This window comes from Streptomyces sp. NPDC030995 (assembly GCF_055571215.1).
Genome location: NZ_JBVIFS010000009.1, coordinates 119282 through 139887, shown reverse-complemented (window position 1 = coordinate 139887; position 20606 = coordinate 119282). Strand labels below are relative to the sequence as shown.

Sequence of the window (20606 nt, the reverse complement as noted above, 5' to 3'; positions counted from 1 at the left end):
CCCCGGTGCAGCGGATTAGCAGACAATAGCGTGCACGTTCCACACCGTGCGGGTGAACGAATAGGGTGACGAGCGCACCATCCAGGGGAGAAGAGGACGTTCAGTGTCGAGATCCGGTCACCGGCGCATGCTGCTGGTTTCCACCAATTACGCTCCCGAGCACGCGGGGATTGGGCCGTACGCCACCCAGATCGCGGAGCACTGGGCGAATCTCGGCCACGAGACCCATGTCCTCGCGGGGATGCCGCACTACCCGGCGTGGTCCTTGGAGCCGGAGTACCAGGGGGCGCTCCGGCGCACGGAACAGCGCGCGGGGGTCACCGTACACCGGCGTGCGCACACCGTGCCGCAGGAGCAGACCGCCGTGAAGCGGGCCCTTTTTGAAGGATCGATCCTGCTGCACGGCGCCGTCGCTCCGCCCAGGATGCCGAAGCCGGACGCGGTCCTCGCCCAGATGCCCAGCCTGGCCGGCGGGGTGCTCGCCGCCCGGCTCGCGGCGCGGTGGAAGGTCCCGTACGTCCCGGTCGTCCAGGACCTGATGGGCGCCGCCGCCGCGCAGAGCGGGATCAGCGGTGGCGACAAGGCCGCCGCGATCGCCGGCCGCGCCGAGGCGTACGCCCTCAAGCGGGCCACCCTCGTCGGCGTCATCCACGAGACCTTCGTGGACCGGGTCGTCGGCATGGGCGTGGACCCGGACAAGATCCGCCTGGTGCCCAACTGGTCCCACGTGCCGGTGCCCACCAAGCCGCGCGGCGAGACCCGCCGCCACCTCGGCTGGGCTCCCGGCGAGACCGTCGTCCTGCACTCCGGGAACATGGGCCTCAAGCAGGGGCTCGAAGTCCTCGTGGGAGCCGCCCGGCTGGACCGCAGTGTCCGCTTCGTCCTGATGGGCGACGGCAGTCAGCGCGCGGCGCTCGCCGAGCTCGCCGCCGACGTTCCCAATCTGGACATCATCCCCCCTGCCGCTGACGGCGAGTTCCCGGATATCCTCGCCGCGGCGGACGTTCTGGCCGTCACGCAGCACGCTGCCGTGCTGGACATGAGCGTGCCGTCGAAGCTCACCTCCTACTTCCAGACCGGCCGGCCCGTCATCGCCTCCGTGGCCGCGGAGGGCGGAACCGCCCAGGAAGTGGAACGCTCGGGCGCGGGGGTGCTCGTACCGCCGGAGGACCCCGAGGCCCTGCTGAAGGCCGTACGGGCCCTGGCCGAGGACCCCGAGGGCGCGGACGCACTGGGGGCGGCCGGACCCCGCCACGTGGCGGCCCACCTGAGCCGTGAAGCGGGCCTGGCCCGCATCGACGCACTGATAGACGAAGCACTTGGGGGACCCCGGCCGTGATCGAGACGAACCGCCCTGCAGCGGCACCGGCCGACGACGAACCCGATCTCCTCCGGGATCAGTTCCGCCAGCTCCTGCGCTACCGCAGACTCCTCGGCGCGGGCATCGGGATCGGCCTGCTGGGCGGCGTCTACCTCGGCGTCTCCACCGCCGACACCTACGTCGCGACCGCCGACGTGGTGCTGCGCGCGCCCACCGACGACCCGTTCAACCCGAGTCTCGCCCCCGACAAGGCGATCAACATCGGCTCGGAGCGCCAGGTCGCGCTCAGCTCCTCCATAGCCAACGAGGCGGCGAAGAAGCTCGGCGTCTCCGCGTCCGGCTTCGCGTCCCTGCGCAGCGGCCTGCAGGTGACCAACCCGCCGCAGACGATGGTGCTCCGCTTCACCTACACCGCGTCCTCCCCGAAGGCGGCCGCCACCCGGGCCAACGCGATGACGGAGGCCTACCTCCTCAAGCGGCAGGAGGCCCTCGACGTCACCCGCGACAAGATGGTCAAGGGCTACCAGGAGCAGCGCGACCCGGTCGCCAAGCAGCTCGACGAGCTCGTCAAGCAGATCAACTCGATGCCGGCGGGTCCCGCGCGCGACGCGGCCTACTCCTCCAAGACCGATCTGCAGAGCAAGGTCAACGCGCTCAACAGCAACATCGCCAAGCTCCAGGCCCTCGACATGACCCCGGGCCGCGTCACCAGCGCCGCGACCCCGCCCCCCGGGGCGGACGGTCCCGGCATCGTGATGTCCCTCGCGCTCGGCGCGGCCGTGGGCCTCGCGCTCGGCCTGCTGGCCGCCTGGGTCCGGCTCGTCTTCGACCCGGCGCCGCGTTCCGAGGGCGATGTGGCCCGGGCCCTGCGCGCCCCCGTGCTCGGCTACCTGCCGCGGGACCGGACCGGCGGCGGGCCGCTGCTCGCCGCGGGCGAGACCGATCCGCGGCTCGCGGAGGAATACCGTTCGGTGGCCTTCCGGCTCGCCTACGACTCCCGCTTCGCCGACCGGCGCCGGCTGCTCGTGGTCGCCCCGCGCGGCAGCAGCGAGACGGCCGCCGCGGTGGCCGTGAACCTCGGCGCCTCCTTCGCGGAGACCGGCAAGGACGTCCTGCTCATCGAGGCCGACCTGCGCACCCCGGTCCTGGCCAGCCAGTTGCCCACCGACGCGGGCGGCCGGCCGCGCTGGAGCCAGACGCCGGGCGGCCAGGCCGCCGGCAAGCGGCCCGCGCAGCACGGGGACACCGAGTGGCCCGACGGGCGCCAGCTGGTCGTGGACGCCGGGGAGTCGGGCGCCTTCGACCTGATCCCGGGCCAGCGCGTCCGCAACGTCGCCCGCTCGCTGACCTCCTCGCGCGCCACCCGGCTGATCTCCGAGGCCGACTCCCCCAACTCCACGGTGGTCGTGCTGGCGCCGCCCGTGCTCTCCTACGCCGACGCCCTCGCGCTCGTCGACCGCGTCGACGGCGTCCTGGTCGTCTGCAACCCGCGCGCCGTCCACCGCTCCGACCTGTCCCGGATCCGCGAGCTCATCAGCGGCGCCGGCGGCACCGTGCTCGGCGCGGTGCTGCACGCCCCGCTGCCCGGCGAGAAGCGCGGCCGCGGCAAGGACCGCGGGAGCGCCGCCGTGGCGGAACCGCACCCGCCCTCCGCGCCGCAGCCCCAGCCGATCACCTACGAGGTCGACGAGCCCGAACAGCACATCCCGGGCGACGGCACGGACACGGTCGCCCTGCGTACGGTCCGCCCGGGCCGGCGGTGAGCCGGCGCGGCCTCGGGGCGGTCGCGTCGGTCCTGGACCAAGCGGCCTCCAGCGCCACGAACATCCTGGTGCTGGTGCTGGCGGCCCGGCTGTCGTCGGCCTCCGGGTTCGCCGACTTCTCGATGGTGTACGTGACCTTCAGCGTGCTCCTCGGACTGAACATGGCCTACGTCGGCCAGAGCGTCGTCCTGGAGAAGGGCGAGCAGCTCGGCGCGGTGTGCCGCTCGGCCGTGGGCTTCACCGGGGCCGCGTCGGCCGCCGCGGGCGCGGTGCTCGCCGTGGTGGGCCTCGCGCTCCCCGGGTCCGGCGGGCGGGCCTTCCTCGCGCTGGGCCTCGTACTGCCCCTGGTGCTCCTCCAGGACGGGCTGCGGTACTGCTTCTCCGCGCTGCGCGCCCCCGAACGGGCGCTGGCCGCCGACGCGCTGCGGCTGGCGTGCGTGGTCGCGGCGCTGGCCGTGCAGCCCGAAGGGGCCTCGGCGGGGCGGCTGGTGCTGGTGTGGGGGGTCTCGGCGCTGCCCGCACTGGCCCTGGGGCTGTGGCTGCTGCGGCCGTACGTACGCGGTGCCCGCGCGGACCTGCGTCCGTACCTGCGGCGAGGTCACCTCGGGCAGCGGTTCGTGGTCGAGTTCGCGGTGGGCAACGGCTCCAGCCAGCTCGCCGTACTGGGCCTCGGGGTCTTCGCGACGCCCCTGTCCGTCGGCGCCCTGCGGGGTGCGACCACCCTCTTCGGGCCGCTGAACGTGCTGTTCAACTCCGCGAACGCCTTCGGCCCTCCGGTGCTGGGGCGGCTCTCGGGCAAGCGGGCCACGGTCCGGGCGACGGCCGCTCTGGGCCTGGTGCTGGCCGCGGTCGGCGCGGGCTGGGGGGCCGTGCTGTACGCGCTCCCCGACCGGGTGGGCTCCGCCCTGCTCGGCGACACCTGGGCGGCGGCGTCCGCGCTGCTGCCGGCCACGGGGGCCCAGTACGCCGTCATGGGGCTCGGCACCTGCGCGCTGCTCACGCTGCGCGTGCTCGCCCCGAAGGCCACGCTGTCGTTGCAGGTGGTGTTCTCGCTGCTGTCCGTGGGCCTGCTGCTGGGCGGCTACGCCGCGTGGGGCGTGGCGGGCGCCGCCTGGGGCCTGGCGGCCGGCTCGGCGGCGAAGGCGGGCGCCGGCTGGCTGCGCGTGGCCCGGCTCCCGGCCCCCGCGCCGGCACTTGTGGCCTAGGGGGTGTCTTGCCGGTCAGGCCGGATCAGGGAGCGGCGTCTGACGCGTGCGATCGCAAGGCGGAGGAGCGAGTCGACGCGGTGGGGGCACCTCCCAGCGGTAGCTGGGGGACGTCGGCGAGTGACGACAACGCGGCTGGGGGTACCCCCAGGCGAAGCTCTGGGGGAGCGCGTGGCAGGCGTCGCGAGCCCGGCCTGACCGGCAAGACACCCCCTAGACCGTTTCGACCGTGCCCGCGAGGCGGGCGCGTTCGGCGGCCAGCACGGTCAGGTGGCTGATCAGGGACTCCTGAGGGCCGGACTTCACCAGGCCCTGGTCGCCGGTGGCGACGGCGGCGACGAAGGCGCCCATCAGCCCGGCGTCGCCGCCTCCGTGACCGCCGGCCGCGTCCATCGATCCCTCCGCGGCGGGGTCGATCGTCTCCTCGGTGCGCGTGAGGAAGTCGTACACCCGCACCTCCCTGCCGTCGCCCCTGAGCTCGCCGCGGGTCCCGAACACCCGGGTCTGGCGGTCCGCCTGTTCGGTGAAGGCCGTCATGGTGAAGGTGGCCGTGGCTCCGGAGGCGAACTCCATGGCCACCACCTGGTGGTCGACCACGTCGTTGTCGCAGGCGTACACGCACCGCCCGTACGGACCCTCCCGCAGGGCGGTCTCCAGGGCCTGCGGGGCGAACTCGTCGACCACCACGCCCAGCGGCCAGCCGCGCTCGCCCCGGGCCAGCCGCTCTCCGTACTCGCGCTTGGCGGAGTACGCGCACGTCGTTTCCACCGCGCAGTCCAGGCAGCGGTCGGCGGCGCCGGCCGGCTTGTTCTCGGGCCGGAAGTGCGAGAGGCGCCCGAAGCTGGAGACGCGTACCGGCGGCTCGCCCAGCACGTACTGCAGCCAGTCCAGGTCGTGGCAGGACTTGGCCATCAGCATGGAGGTGGCCTCGTCCTCGCGCCGCCAGTTGCCCCGGACGAACGAGTGCGCCTGGTGCCAGAAGCCGACCGGCTCCAGGTGCTGGACGCTGACGACCTCCCCGAGCCGGCCGGAGTCGACGACGCGCTTGAGCGCCCGCGTGTAGGGCGTGTAGCGCAGGACGTGACCGACCGCGAAGGTCACGGCGGCCCGCTCCACGGCCGCCACGATCCGCCGGCACTCCTCCTCGGTGAGCGCCATCGGCTTCTCCAGCATGATGTGGTAGCCGAGCGCGGCGAAGGCCAGGGCCGGTTCCAGGTGGTCCCGGTCCAGCGTGCAGATCAGCACCGCGTCGGCGATCCGGCCGCGCGCCGCCAGTTCCCGCCAGTCCTCCACCGCCGCCCCGGTGTCCAGAGCGTGGGCGGCCGCGAACCGCTCCCGCCGGATCCTGCGCGGCTCGGCCACCGCGACGACGCGGGCCCGGTCCGGATGCGCCAGAGCCCATCGCGCGTGACCGGTGCCCCGGTCCCCGGCGCCGGCGACCGCGAGAGTGACAACGGAGGACATCTGGCCCGCTTTCCGTCGATTGCGTGGGGTCGGTCAGCGCAGGGTGGTGGCCCTGTCCTGACGGTAGGTCGCGACCAGCGCCAGGCACAGGGCAGCGATCGCGACGCGGCCCGAGGCCTGGAGCAGGGGCCCGCGCAGCAGGATGAAGGAGTAGCCCGCGACCAGCGGGACCACCACCGAGATCAGGCTCCCGGGCGGGCTGCGGCGGGTGGCGCGCTTCGCGTAGCGCCGGTCGACGCGGGCGGACGCGTAACCCATGCCCAGCAGTCCTGCGCCCATGCCCAGCGGACCGAAGTCGAGCCACAGCTCCGCCCAGATCGGGGAGGAGAGGTTGGTGTTGACCGTGCCCATCCACTGGCCGACCATCACGCCCGTGTCCCGCGGCTTGCCCGGCCACATCGAGCGCGGCACCGCGAAGAAGACCGATCCCGCGAACTGACGGCCGTAGTAGTGGCCGGGGCCGGAGTTCGAGAAGGTGATGGTGTTCGCGAACATGCCGATCTGGTCGTAGTCCTTGAGGGCCATCGGCTCCAGGAAGGACGTGGTCTCGACCGGCTTGTAGTTCTTCTCGTCGTAGCGGAAGCGGTCCGCGAAGGGGAAGACGAGGAGGGCGACGACCACGGCCATCGACAGGGCCACCCGGTACATCGCCGCGCTCACCGGGAAGATGGTGAAGAGCAGCGCGAACATGACCGTCAGGAACCAGTAGCGCGGGTTCGAGATCGGGTTGTTGACCACCAGGTTCAGTACGGCCAGCGCCGACCAGGTGACGATGATCGAGACCTTGCGGCGGGCGAATTTCGAGGTGATCAGCCAGCGCGTGTAGAGCAGCAGCGCGAGCAGCGCCGGTACGGTGCCGAACCCGCGGAGCAGGGCCTGTCCGGCCTGGCCGTCGCCGTTGGAGACGCCCGCCTCCTCGATGCCCGCGATGATCTCCTGACGGCTGGAGAAGAAGACCGCCGGGCCGCCGAGCTTCATCACGAAGGCGGCGCTGCACAGGAACGCCAGCACGGTGAGCAGTTGGAGGCGCCGCCGGTGGGCCATGACCGGGCGCGGCTCCTTCTGGGAGCCGCCCGCGCGGCCGGTCGGCCGGTGCCGGGCGAGCAGGACTCCGACGTCGTAGGCGGTGCAGCCGAGCAGCACCAGGCCGATGGCGACGGTCAGGTCGGAGCGGGGGCCGACGACGGGGGTGGGGACCTGGCCGAGGACGGCCTGCGCGAGCGGGGCCACGCCCATGGCCATGTAGACGAAGAGCCAGAAGGAGCCCTGGAGCAGCTTGCGGCGGCTGGTGAGCACCATCGCGGAGAGCCGGGCGCCCGCGTACATGGTGAGCAGCAGCTGGAGCCAGAAGGCCGCGTCGCGCCGGCCCGCGCCGGTCTGGGCGGCGACGAAGAGCGGCAGGAACACGGTGAATCCGAGGACGAGCGGGACGGACAGCGCCCGCGAGAGCAGGGTGCGCGGGGTGGTGACCCGGCCCCACTGGGTCTCGTCCTCGACGGGGAGCAGCGGGGGTGCGACGGAAGGCTTGCGTATGTCCGTTGCCACTGCCGCCCCCACCCCATGTGCCTGATTCGCGCGCAGTCTAGTCTGAGCGGGCGGTGCCCGGGGAGGCGCCGGTGGGGGTCCCCCCGACGCGGTCGGGGGAGGTTGGACGATCGGGGCTTCAGTTGCGTGACCTTCCTGCCTTCACGCTGGCCGGATACGACAAGGGGCGCGGGCTGCTGACGCAGGCCCTCTGGTTCGCCGTGATGAACACGCTGTTCATGAGCTGGTTCTGTCCGGCGCGGCTGCGGGTGGCGCTGCTGCGCGCCTTCGGGGCGCGGATCGGCGAGGGCGTGCTGATCCGGCACAAGGTGCGGGTGCTGTGGCCGTGGAAGCTCACCGTCGGCGACCACACCTGGATCGGTGAGGGCGCCTGGCTGCTGAACCTGGAGCCGGTGACGATCGGTTCGCACGTGTGCCTCTCCCAGGAGGCCATGCTGTGCACCGGCTCGCACGACCACCGGGCCGCCGACTTCCGCTACCGCAACGCGCCGATCACGATCGAGGACGGCGCGTGGGTGGCCGTACGGGCGACCGTGCTGGCCGGGGTCACCGTGGGCCGCTGCGCGGTGGCGGGCGCGGGTGCCGTCGTGCACAAGGACCTGCCGGAACTGACCCTGCAGACGATGGACGGGCGGCGCCGCCCGGTCGAGGAGCCCAAGTGAGCGTCGCCCTGAGCGTCCTGCACGCCGTCACGCTGCACTCCCCTTCCCATGCCTTCGGCGGGCCGGTCCGGGTCGCGCTGAACCTGTCGAAGGGGCTGCGGGCCCGGGGGCACGAGGCGCGGCTGCTGGCGCTGGGCGAGGGCTTCGAGGAGTGGCCCGCCTCCGTGGAGGGCGTACCGGCGAAGCTGTTCCCGGCCCGCCGCCTGCTCCCCCTCGGCTTCAGCGGGATGACCTCGCCGGCGCTGCTGGCCTCGGCCGGCCGCCTGGTGCGGGACGCCGACGTCGTGCACGTCCACCTGGCGCGCGACCTGGTGACGCTGCCGGTGGCCCTGGCCGCGCTGCGGGCGGGCAAGCCGCTGGTGCTGCAGACCCACGGCATGGTGGACCCGAGCGAGAAACTGCTGGCCAAGGTGCTGGACGCGGTGGCGGTGCGCCGGCTGCTGCGCGGCGCGGACGCGGTGCTGTACCTGACCCCGCACGAGCGCGAGGGCCTGGACGCGGTGGTCGGCGGTTCCCTGCCACAAACGGTGCGCCTGGTCAACGGGACCCCGGCGCAGGAGGAGCGGCCCCCGCTGAGCGGCCCGCCGCGCATCCTGTACTCGGCGCGCTTGCAGGCCCGTAAGCGGCCCGTGGACTTCGTGGACGCGGCCCCGGCGGTCCTCGCGGCGCACCCTGACGCGCACTTCGTGGTGGCGGGCCCGGACGAGGGCGAGGCGGCGGCCGTTCGCGCCCGCGTCACGGCCCTCGGCCTCTCGTCCCGCTTCACCGTCCCGGGAGCCCTGTCCAGCGCGGAGGTCCTGGCGGAGCTGCGCCGGGCGCACGTCTACGTCCTTCCCTCCGTGGACGAGCCGTTCCCGATGTCGGTCCTGGAAGCCCTCGCGGTGGGCGTCCCGTCGGTGGTGACGCACTCCAACGGCCTGGCACGCGACATCGCCGCCGCGGGCGCGGGGCACGCGGTCGAGCCGGGCCCGGCGGGCGTCTCGGCGGCGGTCCTGGCCCTGCTGGACCCGGCGGCGAACGCGGCGGCCTCGCGGGCGGCGCGCGAACTGGCCGCGGCGTCCTTCTCGATGGACGCCGTCCTGGACACCCTGCTCCCGGTGTACGAGGCGGCGGGCGCGCACAGCCCCGTCTAGACGCCGTCCCGGCGCCGTTCCTCCACCACCGGGATGGCGCCCGCCGCGCGACGGCGCTTGAGGACGCTGGAGTACACGGCGAGGCCGATGGCTCCCGCCGCCATCATGATGAGGCCGACCAGGTCGAGGTCGACGCTGCGCATTTCCCAGTCGGTGGCGAAGGTGAGGATGGCCCCCACCACGATCAGGCCGATGCAGCCGCCCAGGCCACTCATAGGACTCGCCTCCGTCTGCCGGTGTGTTGGTCGCGTTCTGCACGCGGCTACCCCGCCCCGGCACACGAAAACGCCCCCGGGGACCGGCAGTCCGGTCCCGGAGGCGTGCTCGTACGGCGGTGGCGGCCCTACGCGGGCACCCAGGCGTAGCAGCCCGTGGAGTTGAACTCCACCGTGCCCGCCGGGATCTTCGCCGTGATCTTGTCGCCCGCCTTGAGCGGGGTCTCGGGGCCCGAGGCCAGGGCGGAACCGTCCTTGCCCTTCGCCTCCCAGGTGCAGTTCGTGGCCTGGGTCAGGGCCCGGTAGGTGCCCGGCGCGGGAGACTGGCGCGTGCCCTCGGGGAAGCCGTTTTCGGCCGCCGCGAGGATCGGCTTCTGCTCCGGGCACAGGAGGTTGATCGCGTCCTTCGCGCCCGGGATCTCCCCGGCGATGATCGCTCCGGTCGCCGCGTCCTTGTCGCGCTTCGCCGTGCGCTCCACCCGCTGGCAGGCCTCCTGGCCGCCCTGCAGGACGGCCGCCGGGTCCACCTTCTCGGGAACCCGCCCGCTCAGGTACTTCTTCTCCTGCGCCGTGAAACTGCCCGTCTTCGGGGTCAGCTTCGCGTCGGGCAGGACGGGGCCCGTCGGCTTCGCGTCGGGGTCGGTCGACGGCGCGGGGGTGTCCGCCGGGTCGGGGGCCGCCGAGGAGGCCGGGGGCTTCGCCTTCGCGCCCGAATCGGCCGTGTCCCCGCCCGAACTGCAGGCGGTGAGCGTGAGGGCGGCGGTCAGCAGGACAGCAGCCGCTGCGGAGCGTCGGTACATCGGATGGCTCCCGTACTTACTGGGGGTGGGACAGGGGTGCGGGGCCCGGCCGGTTGGAGCCGGACCCCGCACACCGTCAGGCGGTTGCTTCGGCGTCGTTACTTGGCGCCGAAGGTGAGGACCAGCTGCGGAGCGCCCTCCGCCGCCGTGGACTCCGAGGACCAGAGCCACAGCGGGTCGGTGCCCGTGCTCGTCAGGCCCAGGCTGTAGCTGCTGCCCAGCACCGCCGAGAGCGCGGTGGTGTCCAGCTCGACGTTGCTGACCGCCGAGCCGTCCGGCACGCCCGTGATGCTGCCGAGCGGGGTGGTGCCGAGGGTGGGCTTGGTGTTGAAGGTCGTGCCCGCACCGCTCCAGGTGCCGGTGACCGGGATCGCGGAGACGGTGTCGGCGGTGCCGGCGCCCGTCTGGGTGGTCGTCTTGAACTGCAGCGTGGCCGCCTTCAGTACCTGGCCGGCCGGGGCGGCCGGCAGGTTGAAGCGCAGGTACGTCTCGTACGCCGAGGTGCCGCGCACCGCGAGCGAGGTGGACGTGCCGTAGGCCGTGCTCGGGGCGCCCTGGTTGATGTAGGTGTCCTCGGTCGCCTTGACCGTGGAGACCGTGTTGGTGGGCGCGCCGGCCAGGTCGAAGTGGTTCTTGACCTGAGCCGCGGTGAGCGCCGACGGGTAGACGGCCGTCTCGTCGATCTGCCCGGCGAAGTAGTTGCTGAGCGGCCGGCTCGGCCAGTCGGCCAGGGTGTCGCCGCCGACGTGCCAGTAGCCCGCGTAGTTCTGGGTGCTGGTCGCGTTCAGCGTGTCCTTGGCCGGACGACCGTCGACGTACAGCGTGATGCCGCCGGGGCCCTGGGTGCCGACCACGTGGTGCCACTTGTTGTCGTTGTAGGCGCTGTCCGTGGCGACCGTCGTCGCGCGGCCGTTGTAGACGCCGAAGACCAGACGACCGGTGTTGGTCATGTAGATCTGCCGGTCGTACTTGCGGCTGCTGCGCGTGGTGTTGTCACCGAAGCCGATCAGCTTCCCGCCGCGGAAGGTGTTCGTCTTGAACCAGGTCTCGATGGTGTAGGTGTTGCCGACCGTCTGGCGGTGGTCGCTGTAGACCTGCTGGTTGGTCCCCGTGAAGCCCATCGCCGTGCTGGTGCCGGAGACGGCGCCGGGCGACTGGCGCAGGGCCGGGGCGTTGTGCTGGATGCCGCTGGTGTTGCCGGACACCGAGGAGTCGGCGACGTACGGGCTGACCGTGTCGTCGTAGCGCCAGTACAGCTGGGCGCCGTCCGCGCGGACCTGGTTCGGGTACGACTGGACCGCGGTCGGGATGGTCACCGAGGCGGTGGCCGACAGGGCGCTGGTGTTGCCCGCGTCGTCGGTCGCGGTCACCCGGTAGGTGTACGTCTGGCCGGCCTTGACCGTGGTGTCGTTCCAGGAGGCCTGCGGGCGCTGCCACTCCAGGGAGCTCGCGGTGACGGTGGCGACCGGGGCCCCCGCGCCGTTGCGGTAGATGCGGTACGTCAGCTTGCTGTCGTCCGCGTCGTAGCTGGTGCGCCAGCGGACCTGTGCCTCGCCGGGCTTGACGCTCGCGGCGCTGGCCACCGGGGTGGTCGGGGCGCCGACGTCGCCGGTGGAGGCGAAGCGGGTCAGGCCCCACTGCGCCTTGCCGTTGATGAGGGTGAACTCACCGCCGACCCACATGTACTTGACGTCGTTCTTCTCGGCCACGGCCATGACGCGCGGGCCGATGCCCTCGATGTCGGCCATGCCGCCGTCGTTGGCCGTGGGGTGCCAGCCGAGCTTGCCCGGGCCGCGCACGAATCCGTCCACGGGCGCGGGGGCGGCGCCTTCGTGGTTGGTCGGCTGGGCGAGCAGGAAGTTCCGCTTGCCGTCGGGGAACTCCAGCTCGGTGGAGCAGTCGTGTGCGTGCGAGGAGCTGTAGAGCACGCCCTGGTACGGCAGCACGTACTGGGTCGCGCCGAGGCAGCGGTCGCGCCACTTCTCGTTGAAGTCGCTGAGGTTCAGGCCGATGCGGCCGTCGAAGACGCCGCCGCCGGAGCCCTCGTTGCCCGTGTAGAAACCGGTGTCGTCGGTGGAGATGTCCTTGACGACGGAGTTGTCCGGGATGTTGGTGTAGGTCTTGGTGACCGCGCCGGTGCCGGCGTTGACCACGGCCAGGGCGTGGCTGTTCTTGCCGTTGACCGTGAAGAAGTCACCGCCGAGCAGCACGTTCTTGCCGTCGGGGGTGACCTCGACCGCACGGCCCGGCTCGTCGACGTTGGCGACGAAGGGCTTGAGGCCACCGGAGGTGGCGTCCACCGCGGCGAACCGCTCGCGGGTCTGGCCCTCGACGGTCGGGAAGTCGCCACCCGCGTACAGGGTGTCGTCGGTGACGGCGAGCGCGCGCACGGTGGCGGAGAAGCCCGGGTGGAACGATGCCTTGGGGGTGCAGGCCTCGATGTCGATCGCCGCGACGTTGGAGACCGGGGTGCCGTTGACGGCGCCGAAGGAGCCGCCCGCGTAGAGGGTCTTCTTGTCCTTCGAGACGACCAGCGTGCGCACGGTCGCGCTGCCCTCGCCGATGGTGAAGGCGAGCTTGCAGGAGGTGGGGTTGCCCGTCGCGGCGTCCAGCGCGACGAAGTTCACGGCCTCCCGCTCCGCGCCGGCCGCGCCCTCGGGCGGGCGCACGGCGGAGAAGGTGCCGCCGGCGAAGACGGTGCCGTTCGCCTGGGCCATCGCCCAGACGACGCCGTTCGTCTGCCAGGTGGGCAGTTCGTCGGCGGTGAATGCCACGGGCGGCGTGATGGCGGACGCCTGAGGCATCAGCACCAGGCCGATACCGGTGCCGGCACCGGCCAGTGACAGGACGAGGGCAGCAGTCAGCCCTCTGGATCTACGCATGAGCCCCCCAGGGCAATCGCCCGGTTTGATGGCTGGAACTATCCGAACAGCCATATGTACTGGCGCAGACTAGGGCTCACGCGAGGGCCCGGTCACCTCCCTTGACCCATTGCATACCAACTTGGAATCAACAGGGGCAGCCGGGAGGGTGCACTACGGACATACGGCAGGTTTGCCCCGGCCACACCCACAGGGACCTGCGGACATGACCGGAACACGGCAAATCGTAGGGGAAATATAAGGCCTCAGCGGTCGATGCGGACCGTCACGCCCGCCAGTTGGTCCTCGACCTGCCGGATGTCGGCGTCCACCATGATCCGGGCCAATTCGGCTACGAGGACCGTCGGCTTCCAGCCGAGCAGCTCATGGGCCTTCGAGGCGTCGCCGATGAGGGCGTCGACCTCGCTGGGGCGCTCGTACTTGGAGTCGTAGCGCACGTGCTCGTTCCAGTCGAGACCGGCGTGGCCGAAGGAGGACTCGACGAACTCGCGGACGGTCGCGGCCACACCGGTGGCGACGACGTAGTCGGTGGGCTCGTCCTGCTGGAGCATCCGCCACATGGCGTCCACGTACTCGGGCGCGTAGCCCCAGTCGCGCACCGCGTCGAGGTTGCCGAGGTAGAGGTGGTCCTGGAGACCGGCCTTGATACGGGCGACCGCACGGGTGATCTTGCGGGTCACGAAGGTCTCGCCGCGGCGCGGGGACTCGTGGTTGAAGAGGATCCCGTTGACGGCGAACATGTCGTACGCCTCGCGGTAGTTCACCGTGGTCCAGTACGCGAAGACCTTCGCGGCGCCGTACGGGCTGCGCGGGTGGAACGGGGTGCCCTCGTTCTGCGGGGGCGGGGTGGCGCCGAACATCTCGGAGGACGAGGCCTGGTAGATGCGGGTGTCGACACCGCTGGCCCGGATGGCCTCCAGCAGCCGCAGCGCGCCGAGGCCGGTCACGTCGCCGGTGTAGAGCGGGGCGTCGAACGACACCCGCACGTGCGACTGGGCGCCGAGGTTGTAGACCTCGTCGGGGCGTATCTCGCGGAGCAGGTTCACCAGGGCCACGCCGTCGGAGAGGTCGGCGTGGTGCAGGACGAAGGACCGGTTGGCGGTCTGCGGGTCCTGGTAAATGTGGTCGACCCGCTCCGTGTTGAAGCTGGAGGACCGCCGCACGAGCCCGTGCACCGTGTAGCCCTTGGAGAGCAGGAGCTCGGCGAGGTACGAGCCGTCCTGCCCGGTGACGCCGGTGATCAGTGCGGTCTTGCCCATACGGTCCCCCTGGGGATGGTTTCGGTCGGTCGTCCCGGCAGGCAGGCGGCCCGGCACCGGCCGCAACCGGGGACTGGATGCGTACCGTACACGCCCGGTCCAACCGCCTTTGCGGCGGATTCCACCATGCACACTGCGCGCAGGCCCGGCAGAACCCGCCCGGCTCGTGCGGAACCCCCGCCGACCGGTTGCGACGGGGCCGCCCCCACCCCGCGCGGGAGCGCAACGCCCGGACCGGACTGCTGCCACCCCCGCGGGAGCGGACTGGCATCATCGGCGGTATGACAAGTTCGCTGCCGCTCCTGCCCCCGAACGCCCGCGTCTTCGTCGCGGGCCACCGCGGCCTCGTGGGGTCCGCGGTCGCCCGGCGGCTGACCGCCGACGGCCATGAGGTGCTCACCCGGGGCCGCGCCGACCTCGACCTGCGCGATGCCGCCGCGACGGCGGCGTACCTGAAGGACGTCCGTCCGGACGCCGTCGTGCTGGCCGCCGCCAAGGTCGGCGGGATCATGGCCAACAGCACCTACCCGGTGCAGTTCCTGGAGGAGAACCTGCAGATCCAGCTCAGCGTGATCGGCGGCGCCCACGCCGCCGGCGTGGGCCGGCTGCTGTTCCTCGGATCCTCCTGCATCTACCCGAAGCTCGCCCCGCAGCCCATCCGCGAGGACGCCCTGCTGACGGGCCCGCTGGAGCCGACCAACGAGGCCTACGCCCTCGCGAAGATCGCCGGCATCGTCCAGGTCCAGTCGTACCGCAAGCAGTACGGGGCCTCGTACATCTCGGCCATGCCCACGAACCTCTACGGCCCGGGCGACAACTTCGACCTGGAGTCCTCGCACGTCCTGCCCGCCCTGATCCGGCGCTTCCACGAGGCCGCCGCCGAGGGCCGCGAGGAGGTCACCCTGTGGGGCTCGGGCACCCCGCGCCGGGAGTTCCTGCACGTGGACGACCTGGCCGCCGCCTGCGCCGTGCTGTTGAACACCTACGACGGCGACGAGCCCGTCAACATCGGCTGCGGCGAGGACCTGACCATCAAGGAGCTGGCGGAGACGGTCGCCGACGTGACCGGCTTCCGGGGCCGGCTCGCCTGGGACACCTCCAAGCCGGACGGGACGCCGCGCAAGCTGCTGGACGTCGGCCGCCTGACCTCGCTCGGCTGGAAGCCCGGCATCCCGCTGCGGGAGGGCATCGCCGCCACGTACGAGTGGTGGCGCGGGCAGAGCTGAACGCACGGGCGGCCACGGCCCCTCAGTACGCTCCGCGACCGTCGACGACGGCGCGGAGCGTGCGGCCCATCACGTCGACGTCGCTGGTGAACGACCAGTTGTCGACGTACTGCAGGTCAAGCTGGATCGTTTCGTCCCAGGACAGGTCGGACCGCCCGCTGATCTGCCACAGCCCCGTCATCCCGGGCCGCACGGTGAGCCGGCGCAGCTCGACCTCGTCGTAGCGCGCCACCTCCTCCGGCAGCGGCGGACGCGGGCCGACCAGCGACATGTGGCCCGTCAGTACGTTGATCAGCTGCGGCAGTTCGTCCAGGGAGGTGCGGCGGAGCAGCCGGCCCGCCCGGGTCACCCGGGGGTCGCGGCGGATCTTGAACATCAGGCCGTCGTTCTCGTTGGCCCCGCTCAGCTCCGCCTTGCGCGCGTCGGCGTCCACGACCATCGTGCGGAACTTCCACATGACGAACGGGGCCCCGTCGCGGCCGATGCGCCGCTGCCGGTAGAACGCCGGGCCGCGCGAGCCGAACCGTATGGCCAGGACGATGCCGAGGAAGAGCGGGGACAGCAGCAGCAGCCCGGCCGCGGCTCCGACCCGGTCCAGGGCCGACTTGAGCAGGGTCTGCACCCCGCGGCTGACCGGCGGCGCGACCCGCAGCACGGCGAGCCCGCCCGCGGACAGGGTCTCCAGCCGCTTGACGGAGACCTCCACCAGCCCGGGGAAGACCGCGAGTTCCAGCCCCGCGTCGTGCAGGGCCCAGGCGACCCGGCGCAGTCGCTCCCCCGTGATCCGTACGCCGGGGGCCACCAGCACCAGGTCGGCGTGGTGGCTGCGGACGGCGCCGAGCACGGCCGCGGAGTCGCCGTTCCCGGCCTCGGGCGGGCCCGCGTCGAGCCGGGCCGCCACGGGCACGCCGCTGACGAGGGACCCGCTGCCGACCGGAACCACGCCGACGACCACGTACGGGTGGTCGGTGCGGGCGGCGAGGTGCGCGATGACGTCCTCGACCGCGTCGGGCTCGCCGACGACCAGGACCCGGCTGACGGCCTGGGCCTCGCGACGGGCGGCCGAGAGGTGGCGGTAGGTCAGCTTGTGGCAGGCGACCGTGATGAGCAGAGCGGGCAGCAGGGCCCCGAGGGCCGACAGCCGGGGGGTGTCCTCCTCGGTCACCACGCGGGCCACGGCCAGCACACCGATCAGAATCAGCCAGTCATGTACGACCGGTAGCACACCGCGTGACTCCCCGAGCACGCGGGCCGCGTACCGGCGGCGCAGCGCCTGCACCCCGGTCCACGCCACGGCGGCGGCGAGGGCGCAGTAGAGCGGCCGGACCTGCTGCGCGGCCTCGAAGACGAGCCCTACCGGGAGGGCGGCTCCGAGGAAGTCGGCGGCGACGGCGGCCGGGCGGTACCAACGAGCCTTGTCCCCGAGGCGCCGTGCGGGCACTGCGGACTCCCGGGCCGTACTAGCCACTCTTTGCGCAGGAAAATGGACATGCCTCATGGGCCCCCCTGGCACGTGGTCAATGACAGTGGCGGGTGTCCATGGCTTCCCCAGGCAACGAACATCTGCCGCACCGGGAAACAGTACGACAAACACCCGTACGGTAAATGCCGTTCGAGGCAATGCAGCCTCTCTTTGCCCAAGTGTTAGCAACCGGTACCAGCCGTTCCGAATGCCGGGCCCCGCTTATCGCACACGAAGGTGAATGGTCCGCATACCGGATACGTATCTTCGAACAACGAACGATTTCCGGCCAATCCTTTGACACGGCCCTGACATTCGGCTCCGCAAGTGGCAATCTTCGACCGTTCTTCGCACCAGCCCTGTTCTGCCCGGAGGCCCTACCCAGCCGTCCGGAACCCCCCTTGCAGAAGGAGTCCTGCGTTGAGGTCCACCCCCCAGCGGCGTGCCACCGCGGCCGGCGCTCTCGTTGCCGCGGCAGCCATGCTCGCCGTAGGCATACAGACAGGCACCGCCACCGCCGACGCCACCGCGTCAGAGGCCCGCACGGCCGCCAAGTCCAACCCGGGCGCGGCCAACCGCACTCTCAGCGCTTCGGAGCGTGCGACGCTCCTCGCCGAGGCCAACTCGACCACCGCGCAGGCCGCCAAGGCGCTCGGTCTCGGCAGTGGCGAGCAGCTCGTCGTCCGCGAAGTCGTCCAGGACGCCGACGGCACCACGCACACCATGTACGAGCGCACCTACAACGGACTCCCGGTCCTCGGCGGTGACCTCACCGTCCACGCCAAGGGCGGCGTCACCAAGAGCGTGACCAAGGCGACCAACCACGAGATCAAGGTCGCGGACACCGACGCCACGGTCACCCCGGCGGCCGCCGAGAGCCAGGCCGTCTCCGCCGCCGGCGCCGAGGGCTCCAAGGACCTCAAGGCCTCCAAGAGCGCCCGCAAGGTGATCTGGGCGGCCTCGGGCGTTCCGGTCCTCGCGTTCGAGACCGTCGTCGGCGGCCTCCAGCACGACGGCACGCCGAACGAGCTGCACGTGGTGACCGACGCCAAGACCGGCGCCAAGATCACCGAGTGGCAGGCCATCGAGACCGGCACCGGCAACACCATGTACAGCGGCCAGGTGACCCTCGGGACCACGCAGTCGGGCAGCACCTGGAACCTGACCGACGCCGCGCGCGGCGCCCACAAGACGTACAACCTCAACCGCGGCACCGGCACCGGCACCGGCACGCTCTTCTCCGGCCCGGACGACATCTGGGGCAACAACACGCCGCAGAACCTGGAGACGGCCGGCGCCGACGCGCACTACGGCGCCGCGGTCACGTGGGACTACTACAAGAACGTGCACGGCCGCAACGGCCTGCGCAACGACGGCGTGGCCCCGTACAGCCGGGTCCACTACGGCAACAACTACGTGAACGCGTTCTGGAGCGACCAGTGCTTCTGCATGACGTACGGAGACGGTGACGGCAACCTCAAGCCGCTCACGTCCACCGACGTCGCCGCGCACGAGATGACCCACGGCCTGACCTCGGTCACCGGCAACATGAACTACGCCGGTGAGCCCGGCGGTCTGAACGAGGCGACCTCCGACATCATGGCGGCGGCCGTCGAGTTCTACGCCAACAACCCGCAGGACGTCGGCGACTACCTGGTCGGCGAGAAGATCGACATCCGCGGCAACGGCACCCCGCTGCGCTACATGGACAAGCCCAGCAAGGACGGCTCGTCCAAGGACGCCTGGTACTCGGGCATCGGCAACATCGACGTCCACTACTCCTCGGGCCCGGCCAACCACTGGTACTACCTGGCCTCCGAGGGCTCGGGCGCCAAGGTCGTCAACGGCGTGAGCTACGACTCGCCGACCTCCGACGGCCTCCCGGTCACCGCGATCGGCCGCGACGCCGCCTCGAAGATCTGGTTCCGCGCGCTGACCACCGGTCTGTTCCGGTCGACCACCGACTACGCGGCGGCCCGTGTGGCCACCCTGCAGGCGGCTGCCGACCTGTACGGCGCCGGCTCGACCACCTACAACAACGCGGCCAACGCCTGGGCGGCCATCAGCGTCGGCCCGCGCGTCCAGGTCGGTGTCTCCGTCACCAACCCGGGCAACCAGAACACCACCACGGGCAGCGCCGTCAGCCTCCAGATCCAGGCCACCAGCACCAACCCCGGTGCCCTGACCTACTCGGCGACCGGCCTCCCGGCCGGCCTGTCGATCAACGCCTCGACCGGTCTGATCTCCGGTACGGCCTCCACCGCGGGCACGTCCAACGTGACCGTGACGGTGAAGGACTCGCAGAACCAGACCGGCACCGCGGCGTTCACCTGGACGGTCGGCACGATCCAGCAGACCGTCTTCGAGAACACGACGGACTACGCGATCGCGGACAACTCGACCGTCGAGTCCCCGATCACCGTCAACCGCACCGGCAACGCGCCGAGCACCCTCAAGGTGGACGTCAACATCGTCCACACCTACATCGGTGACCTGAAGGTCGACCTCGTCGCCCCGGACGGCACCGTGTACAACCTGCACAACCGCTCCGGTGGCAGCGCGGACAACATCGTCAAGGCCTACACGGTCAACGCCTCTTCCGAGGTGGCCCAGGGAGTCTGGAAGCTCCGGGTCAACGACAACGCGAGCATCGACACCGGCAAGATCGACAGCTGGAAGCTCACCTTCTGACCCTCACCCAGGGTGCTGTGAAGGACAGCTGAACAGATAGACACGGGGCCGCCCGGGAGAAGACCTCCCCGGGCGGCCCTGTCCCATGGGCCCCGCGCGCCACGGGGCCCCGCCCTGCGGGCGCCGGGTCAGCCGATGGCGCGGAAGACGGCGCTGAAGAGGTCGTCCTCATCCTCGTCGTCCCGGCCATCCCAGTCAGCAGGGCCCTGGTCGCCGCGGCCCTGGTCCTCACTCGCCTGGTCCTCACGGCCCTGGTCGCCACGGCCCTGGTCCTCGCGAGCCTGGTCCTCGCGAGCCTGGTCCTCACGGCCCTGGTCCTCACGGCCCTGGTCCTCACGAGCCTGGTCGTCACGTCCCTGGTCGCCACGGCCCTGGTCCTCGCGGGCCTGTTCCTCGCGCCCGTCGTCACCACGGCCGTTGTCGTCGCCGCGGCCCTCGCCGTCCACGACCACCGGCTTGAAGAAGACCGAGACGGCCTCCACGCTGTTGGCCCGCTCGCCCGGCTGCAGCACCTTCTCCGCCTCGCCGTTGCAGCCGCGGTTTTCGAAGAGCACCGCCAGCGACTGCGTCTCGTTGCGCACCTCGACGGCGGGCTCGTCCTCGGAGGTGCGGGTCAGCACGTAGCAGGTGTCGTTGTCCGCGGGCTGGATCTGCGCGCTGCGCTCGGCCCCACCGTCGACGAACCGGTAGTGCAGCGTGCCGAGGCCGCTGCTGCCGTGGTCGTCCGCCAGCGACTGGCCGGCGGTGGGCAGGACGAGCGCGAGAGCGCCGACGAAGACGGCGGCTGTGGTGCGAAGACGCATGGGGAGTCCGTTCCTCGGGTTCCGCGGATGCCGGGTCCGGTGGCATCCGCGGGAAGCGTAGGAGCAGCGGAACCCGCCGAAACGATTCCGCATGCCCAGCGCGTTCGAAGGTTCACCCATGAGGTCCCAGGATCCCCGCCGAGGACGGGCGGCCGGCGGACCCACCGCCCGCCGC

15 protein-coding genes are annotated in these 20606 nt (G+C 71.9%); 7 read left to right on the top strand and 8 right to left on the bottom strand.

What is annotated here, in order from left to right; all coding sequences use genetic code 11:
- The first annotated feature begins 127 nt into the window (after window positions 1-127).
- Genes ACZ45T_RS16660 through ACZ45T_RS16650 form a run of 3 tightly spaced genes read left to right on the top strand, consistent with a single transcriptional unit; the run spans window position 128 to window position 4289 of the window.
- Window positions 128-1339, top strand: a complete 1212-nt coding sequence (locus tag ACZ45T_RS16660; protein ID WP_468441991.1) for a glycosyltransferase family 4 protein — start codon at window positions 128-130, stop codon at window positions 1337-1339.
- Window positions 1336-3084, top strand: a complete 1749-nt coding sequence (locus tag ACZ45T_RS16655) for a tyrosine-protein kinase domain-containing protein (RefSeq protein WP_468441776.1) — start codon at window positions 1336-1338, stop codon at window positions 3082-3084. Before ACZ45T_RS16660 ends, ACZ45T_RS16655 begins: the two co-directional genes overlap by 4 nt.
- Window positions 3081-4289: an MATE family efflux transporter gene (locus tag ACZ45T_RS16650; RefSeq protein ID WP_468441774.1), complete on the top strand. Its 1209-nt coding sequence runs from the start codon at window positions 3081-3083 to the stop codon at window positions 4287-4289. The genes ACZ45T_RS16655 and ACZ45T_RS16650 overlap by 4 nt, the downstream gene beginning before the upstream one ends.
- Window positions 4290-4502: 213 nt before the next feature.
- Here ACZ45T_RS16650 and ACZ45T_RS16645 read toward each other — a convergent pair whose 3' ends face one another.
- Window positions 4503-5753, bottom strand: a complete 1251-nt coding sequence (locus ACZ45T_RS16645) for a Gfo/Idh/MocA family protein (protein WP_468441772.1) — start codon at window positions 5751-5753, stop codon at window positions 4503-4505.
- Between the two features lie 33 nt (window positions 5754-5786).
- The gene (locus ACZ45T_RS16640; protein WP_468441989.1) at window positions 5787-7286 is read right to left on the bottom strand and encodes a hypothetical protein; all 1500 of its coding nucleotides are present in this window, start codon (window positions 7284-7286) and stop codon (window positions 5787-5789) included.
- Window positions 7287-7420: 134 nt separating this feature from the next.
- Between ACZ45T_RS16640 and ACZ45T_RS16635 the strand changes: the two genes are divergently transcribed.
- A complete protein-coding gene (locus ACZ45T_RS16635; protein ID WP_468441770.1) occupies window positions 7421-7960 on the top strand; it encodes a WcaF family extracellular polysaccharide biosynthesis acetyltransferase in 540 nt (179 codons plus the stop codon).
- 8 nt (window positions 7961-7968) lie between these two features.
- Window positions 7969-9093 carry a glycosyltransferase gene (locus ACZ45T_RS16630; RefSeq protein ID WP_468441987.1) on the top strand — a complete coding sequence of 375 codons (1125 nt, stop codon included), beginning with the start codon at window positions 7969-7971 and terminating at the stop codon, window positions 9091-9093.
- Here ACZ45T_RS16630 and ACZ45T_RS16625 read toward each other — a convergent pair.
- The 4 genes from ACZ45T_RS16625 to gmd form a co-directional block, all read right to left on the bottom strand.
- The gene (locus ACZ45T_RS16625) at window positions 9090-9308 is read right to left on the bottom strand and encodes a DUF6458 family protein (RefSeq protein WP_362402837.1); all 219 of its coding nucleotides are present in this window, start codon (window positions 9306-9308) and stop codon (window positions 9090-9092) included. The two genes, ACZ45T_RS16630 and ACZ45T_RS16625, sit on opposite strands and share 4 nt — an antisense overlap.
- Window positions 9309-9436: 128 nt before the next feature.
- Window positions 9437-10108 carry a hypothetical protein gene (locus tag ACZ45T_RS16620; protein ID WP_468441768.1) on the bottom strand — a complete coding sequence of 224 codons (672 nt, stop codon included), beginning with the start codon at window positions 10106-10108 and terminating at the stop codon, window positions 9437-9439.
- A 98-nt stretch (window positions 10109-10206) separates the two neighbouring features.
- Complete coding sequence (locus ACZ45T_RS16615) at window positions 10207-12990, bottom strand: CBM96 family carbohydrate-binding protein (RefSeq protein WP_468441766.1); 2784 nt, start codon at window positions 12988-12990, stop codon at window positions 10207-10209.
- 245 nt (window positions 12991-13235) lie between these two features.
- Window positions 13236-14249: a GDP-mannose 4,6-dehydratase gene (gmd, locus tag ACZ45T_RS16610; protein ID WP_468441764.1), complete on the bottom strand. Its 1014-nt coding sequence runs from the start codon at window positions 14247-14249 to the stop codon at window positions 13236-13238.
- Between the two features lie 281 nt (window positions 14250-14530).
- Between gmd and ACZ45T_RS16605 the strand changes: the two genes are divergently transcribed.
- The gene (locus tag ACZ45T_RS16605; RefSeq protein ID WP_468441762.1) at window positions 14531-15475 is read left to right on the top strand and encodes a GDP-L-fucose synthase family protein; all 945 of its coding nucleotides are present in this window, start codon (window positions 14531-14533) and stop codon (window positions 15473-15475) included.
- 22 nt (window positions 15476-15497) lie between these two features.
- Here the strand turns inward: ACZ45T_RS16605 and ACZ45T_RS16600 are convergent, their stop codons facing one another.
- A complete protein-coding gene (locus tag ACZ45T_RS16600) occupies window positions 15498-16973 on the bottom strand; it encodes a sugar transferase (RefSeq protein ID WP_468441760.1) in 1476 nt (491 codons plus the stop codon).
- Between the two features lie 384 nt (window positions 16974-17357).
- Here ACZ45T_RS16600 and ACZ45T_RS16595 point away from each other — a divergent pair, with 384 nt between their 5' ends.
- Window positions 17358-19628, top strand: a complete 2271-nt coding sequence (locus ACZ45T_RS16595; RefSeq protein ID WP_468441758.1) for a M4 family metallopeptidase — start codon at window positions 17358-17360, stop codon at window positions 19626-19628.
- Between the two features lie 128 nt (window positions 19629-19756).
- Here the strand turns inward: ACZ45T_RS16595 and ACZ45T_RS16590 are convergent, their stop codons facing one another.
- On the bottom strand, window positions 19757-20431 hold the full coding sequence (locus ACZ45T_RS16590) for a hypothetical protein (RefSeq protein ID WP_468441756.1): 675 nt from the start codon (window positions 20429-20431) through the stop codon (window positions 19757-19759).
- Between the last annotated feature and the right edge of the window lie 175 nt (window positions 20432-20606).